This is a genomic window from Streptomyces sp. NPDC059371 (assembly GCF_042751995.1).
GTDB lineage: Bacteria > Actinomycetota > Actinomycetes > Streptomycetales > Streptomycetaceae > Streptomyces.
In genome coordinates this window covers 96,230-101,333 of record NZ_JBHYXD010000026.1, presented here as the reverse complement: position 1 = coordinate 101,333, position 5,104 = coordinate 96,230, and the positions used below count along the sequence as shown (strand labels likewise).

General features: G+C 68.6%; 5 protein-coding genes. 2 read left to right on the top strand and 3 right to left on the bottom strand.

What is annotated here, in order from left to right; genetic code table 11:
* Positions 1 to 103 precede the first annotated feature (103 nt).
* The 3 genes from ACFXGX_RS17580 to thyX form a co-directional block, all read right to left on the bottom strand.
* On the bottom strand, positions 104 to 1,789 hold the full coding sequence (locus tag ACFXGX_RS17580) for a ribonuclease J (protein WP_384791387.1): 1,686 nt from the start codon (positions 1,787 to 1,789) through the stop codon (positions 104 to 106).
* 131 nt (positions 1,790 to 1,920) lie between these two features.
* Positions 1,921 to 2,820, bottom strand: a complete 900-nt coding sequence (dapA, locus tag ACFXGX_RS17575) for a 4-hydroxy-tetrahydrodipicolinate synthase (RefSeq protein WP_355767956.1) — start codon at positions 2,818 to 2,820, stop codon at positions 1,921 to 1,923.
* A gap of 211 nt (positions 2,821 to 3,031) precedes the next feature.
* Positions 3,032 to 3,772 carry an FAD-dependent thymidylate synthase gene (gene thyX, locus ACFXGX_RS17570; protein WP_384791383.1) on the bottom strand — a complete coding sequence of 247 codons (741 nt, stop codon included), beginning with the start codon at positions 3,770 to 3,772 and terminating at the stop codon, positions 3,032 to 3,034.
* A 287-nt stretch (positions 3,773 to 4,059) separates the two neighbouring features.
* Between thyX and ACFXGX_RS17565 the strand changes: the two genes are divergently transcribed.
* Together ACFXGX_RS17565 and ACFXGX_RS17560 are read left to right on the top strand one after the other, a co-directional pair.
* Positions 4,060 to 4,323: a hypothetical protein gene (locus ACFXGX_RS17565; protein WP_384791381.1), complete on the top strand. Its 264-nt coding sequence runs from the start codon at positions 4,060 to 4,062 to the stop codon at positions 4,321 to 4,323.
* A gap of 90 nt (positions 4,324 to 4,413) precedes the next feature.
* The gene (locus ACFXGX_RS17560; protein WP_384791378.1) at positions 4,414 to 4,971 is read left to right on the top strand and encodes a hypothetical protein; all 558 of its coding nucleotides are present in this window, start codon (positions 4,414 to 4,416) and stop codon (positions 4,969 to 4,971) included.
* Positions 4,972 to 5,104 lie beyond the last annotated feature (133 nt).

Below are 5,104 nucleotides of genomic sequence, written 5' to 3'. Positions count from 1 at the left end.
CTTGTGGGGGGTTCCGGGTGGGGGTTTTATTAAATCTTTGGGGGGGGGCCCCCCCGCGAAAAACCGGGGGGCCCCCCGCTCCTGGTTGAGGCCTTGCCGGCGGTCAGACCTCGACGACGACCGGGAGGATCATCGGGCGTCGGCGGTAGGTGTCGGACACCCACTTGCCCAGCGTGCGGCGGATGAGCTGCTGGAGCTGATGGGGCTCCACCACACCGTCCTGAGCCGAGCGCTCCAGGACTTCCGTGATCTTCGGGATGACGTCGATGAAGACGGCGTCGTCGATGCCGGAGCCGCGTGCCTGCACGTGCGGGCCGCCCGTGAGCTTGCCGGTGCTGGCGTCCATCACGACGAAGACCGAGATGATGCCCTCGTCGCCGAGGATCTTCCGGTCCTTGAGCGTGGGCTCACCGACGTCACCGACCGAGAGACCGTCGACGTAGACGTACCCGGCCTGGACCTTGCCGGAGATCTTCGCCTTGCCCTCGATCAGGTCGACGACGACGCCGTCCTCGGCGATGACGATCCGGTCGTGCGGGACGCCGGTCAGCGCGCCCAGCTCGGCGTTGGCGCGCAGGTGGCGCCATTCGCCGTGGACCGGCATCAGGTTGCGCGGCTTGCAGATGTTGTAGAAGTACAGCAGCTCACCCGCGGAGGCGTGGCCCGAGACGTGCACCTTGGCGTTGCCCTTGTGGATGACGTTGGCACCCCAGCGGGTCAGACCGTTGATGACGCGGTAGACCGCGTTCTCGTTGCCCGGGATCAGCGACGACGCGAGGATCACCGTGTCGCCCTGGACGATCCGGATCTGGTGGTCACGGTTCGCCATCCGGGAGAGGGCGGCCATCGGCTCACCCTGGGATCCCGTACAGACGAGGACGACCTCGTGGTCCGGAAGGTCGTCGAGCGTCTTGACGTCGACGACCAGACCCGGCGGGACCTTCAGATAGCCGAGGTCACGCGCGATGCCCATGTTGCGGACCATCGAACGTCCGACGAAGGCGACCCTGCGGCCGTACTCGTGGGCGGTGTCGAGGATCTGCTGGATGCGGTGCACATGGCTGGCGAAGCTCGCCACGATGATGCGCTTGCCGGCGTTCGCGAAGACCTGGCGCAGCACGTTCTGGATGTCGCGCTCGGGCGGGACGAAGCCCGGGACCTCGGCGTTCGTGGAGTCCGAGAGGAGAAGGTCGATGCCTTCCTCGCTCAGCCGGGCGAACGCGTGGAGGTCGGTGAGCCGGCCGTCCAGCGGGAGCTGGTCCATCTTGAAGTCGCCGGTGTGGACGACCATGCCCGCGGGGGTGCGGATCGCGACCGCGAGGGCGTCCGGGATGGAGTGGTTGACCGCGACGAACTCGCAGTCGTAGGGGCCGATGCGCTCGCGGTGGCCCTCGGCCACTTCGAGCGTGTAGGGCCGGATGCGGTGCTCCTGCAGCTTCGCCTCGATGAGCGCGAGGGTCAGCTTGGAGCCGATCAGGGGGATGTCCGGCTTCTCGCGGAGCAGGAAGGGCACGCCACCGATGTGGTCCTCGTGGCCGTGCGTGAGCACGATGCCCTCGATGTCGTCGAGGCGGTCCCTGATGGACGTGAAGTCCGGCAGGATCAGATCGATTCCGGGCTGCTCCTCCTCGGGGAAGAGCACTCCGCAGTCGACGATCAGCAGACGGCCTCCGTATTCGAAGACCGTCATGTTCCGGCCGATCTCGCCGAGACCGCCGAGCGGGGTGACGCGCAGGCCGCCCTTCGGGAGGACCGGCGGTTTACCCAGTTCAGGATGCGGATGACTCAAAAGACTCTCCTCACCACGCGCGCCACGTACCTGGCAAGGCACGTGGCGCGCGTGACGTTCGTGCAGTAGCTGTTGTGTGGGGTGCAGGCCCATGGCCTGCGTTGAGGCGTATTCAGTTGTGAAGTCTGTGGTTAGAGCTCTACCCCGCCGGCGCCAAGATCGATCTTGAGCTGGCTGGTCTCCTCGGGCGACAGTTCGACCATCGGGGCGCGGAGCGGACCGGCGGGCAGGCCCTGGAGGGCGAGCGCGGCCTTGGTCGTCATGACGCCCTGGGTGCGGAACATGCCGGTGAAGACGGGGAGCAGCTTCTGGTGGATCTCGGTGGCCTTCTGGACGTCCCCCGAGAGATACGCGTCGAGCATCGCGCGCAGGTCCGGGGTGACGACGTGACCGACGACGGAGACGAAGCCCACCGCGCCGACGGAGAGCAGCGGCAGGTTCAGCATGTCGTCGCCGGAGTACCACGCGAGGCCGGAGCGGGCGATGGCCCAGCTCGCGCGGCCGAGGTCTCCCTTGGCGTCCTTGTTGGCGACGATACGCGGGTGCTCGGCGAGCCGCACCAGAGTTTCGGTGTTGATCGGTACGCCGCTGCGGCCGGGGATGTCGTAGAGCATGACCGGCAGTTCGGTCGCGTCGGCGATGGCCGAGAAGTGCCGGTACAGGCCCTCTTGCGGGGGCTTGTTGTAGTACGGCGTCACGGTGAGAAGGCCGTGCGCGCCGGCCTTCTCCGCGTCGCGGGCGAGCTCGATGCTGTGGCGGGTGTCGTTCGTGCCGACGCCGGCGACGATGTGGGCGCGGTCGCCGACCGCCTCCAGCACGGCGCGTACGAGCTCCGATTTCTCCGCGTTGCTGGTGGTCGGGGACTCACCGGTGGTGCCGTTGATGATCAGGCCGTCGTTGCCTGCGTCCACCAGGTGGGTCGCGAGCCGCTGAGCGCCGTCGAGGTCGAGTCCGCCGTCCGCCGTGAAGGGCGTGACCATGGCGGTGAGGACCCGCCCGAAGGGGGTCTGCGGAGTGGAGGTCGGAGCCATGGGTAATACGCTACTCGCTGCTCACCGCGTGGTCTGCCCTCGGGGACCACGACAAAGCACGACAAAGGTGGAACCCGGCACTGCCTGCTCGGGGGTTCAAGCAGTACCGGGTCCGTTTGATCAGGCTAGATGAACTTCGCGAAATGCCGCAATCGGGACACTTCACTCGGCTGAACCGTACATCTGTGCCGGACCGGTGCGCGGTGGCGTGTTACGGCGCCACGCGCCCGTTGGCGTTGTAGGCCGCGTGCGTGAGAGGCATGAGCCCGGCCCACTCGGCCTCCATCTTCTCGGCGACCATCTCGATCTCCCGCTGCGGGAACGACGGCACCTTGGCGAGCTCGTGCTGGGTGCGCAGGCCGAGGAAGTGCATCAGCGAACGGGCGTTGCAGGTGGCGTACATCGAGGAGAAGAGTCCGACCGGGAGGGTGGCGCGGGCGACCTCGCGGGCGACACCGGCCTTCAGCATCTCCTGGTACGCGGCGTAGGACTGCCGGTAGGACTCCTCCATGGCCGTGGTGACGGTCCTGTGCTGTTCGGGGGTGCCCTCGACGAACACGTACTTGCCGGGGCGGCCCTGCTGGACCAGCTTGCGGTCCTCGGCGGGCACGTAGAAGACCGGCTCCAGCTCCCTGTAGCGCCCGGATTCCTCGTTGTACGACCAGCCCACGCGGTGCCGCATGAACTCGCGGAAGACGAAGATCGGCGCGCTGACGAAGAAGGTCATCGAGTTGTGCTCGAAGGGGCTGCCGTGACGGTCCCGCATCAGGTAGTTGATCAGGCCCTTGGAGCGCTCGGGGTCCTTCTGCAGTTCCTCCAGCGACTGCTCACCGGCGGTGGAGACGCGGGCGGCGAACAGCACGTCGGCGTCGGAGGCCGTGTGCTTGATCAGCTCGACGGTGACATCGCCGCGGAAGCTGGGCTTGAGGTCGTCGGCTGGGGTGTCGGTCACGGTGCGCAGGGTCCTTCCCACATCACTGGCTCGGGCGGCGACCACTCTACGGCCCGGCATCCACCCGACATCCGCAACCGGGCGTTCGGTGCCGTGCCACGACATTCATCGGCGAACTTCTGCGAATTCGGTGATTCCGGGCACCTCTTGTAACGTTCGCCCGTCTGTATGAGTGAGAGCGACGTGTTCGAGAGGTTCGCGCCGCTTGCCATCGGATCACCCAGGTCGCCCGGATCACCCGGATCACGTCACCGTGCCCGTAAGCCCCCAGAGGAGAAGCACCGCCCATGTCCCTCCCCCAGCTACCGCCGGGAGGTGCCCCCAGCGCGCCCGTCCCGTTCGCCTTCACCGCCGAGGCCGACTCCTTCCGCAGCAATGTCGCTCCGCCGCCGCGTGAGCGGTCCTCCGCCGGGCAGATAGCCGGCCGGTGGCTCTTCGGCCTCACCCTGGCCGCCGGGATAGCCGGATCCCTGATAGTCGGAATGCCCGCCCTGTCACAGGATCCGTCACCTGCGCAGACGCAGCACTCCGTGGCTTCGGACGGCCGCTGACTCTTCCGGACCCCCGAGGGTGGTGAGCCGGCAACCGGCTCGATAACCTCACCGGGCACTGCCCGTGTGTGGATCGAGTGAGGATCAAACGTGCCCCTGCCCTTTCTGACGGCGGACCGCGCCTTTGACGAGGCGGCGGACGATGTCGCGCTTCCCTTCGACGACCGCGACCGCTGGCGGCGCCCCTACCGGCCCGGCCCCTGGCGGGTGGGCGCGGCCGCGCTCGTCCTGCTGCTCGCCTCGTACGTGCTCGTCGCCGCCGTGATCATCGCCGTCACCGGAACGCCGGCCGGTGCCGCGGCCTGCATGGCCGCCGCGGCGGTCGTCATCCTGTGCGCGCTGCGGCTGCTGCGCATGGGGGTGTGGGTCAGCGCCCGGGGACTGCGCCGGGTGGGCTTCTTCGTCACACAGACGACTCCGTGGAAGCGGGTCGAGGTGGTGCGCACGGTGCAGCAGCCGGTGCGCTGGCTGGGGCTGCCGCGCACCGTCCAGGGCCAGGCTCTGACGCTGGTGAGCGCGGACCGCGCGCCCGGGGACGTGCCGCCGCTCATGACCACGCACAACGCCGACTTCCTGGCGCGTACCGAGGCCTTCGACCGGGCGGCGGACGTCATCGAGGTGTGGGCCGACGAGTATCGCCGCGCCTGAGGCTCACGGGGAGACATCACGGAGAAGGGGGGGGGGGGCGCCGGGGCGCCGGCCCGCAGGCCGCCCCCCCGCCCCAAGAGCCACACCACGAGCGCCCCCCGCCGCCCGGCCCCCACCCGCCGCACACCCGCCG

Coding starts and splice junctions, on each gene's coding strand:
- dapA (WP_355767956.1), bottom strand. CDS start 2,820: ATGGCTCCGACCTCCACTCCGCAGACCCCCTTCGGGCGGGTCCTCACC.
- ACFXGX_RS17565 (WP_384791381.1), top strand. CDS start 4,060: ATGTCCCTCCCCCAGCTACCGCCGGGAGGTGCCCCCAGCGCGCCCGTC.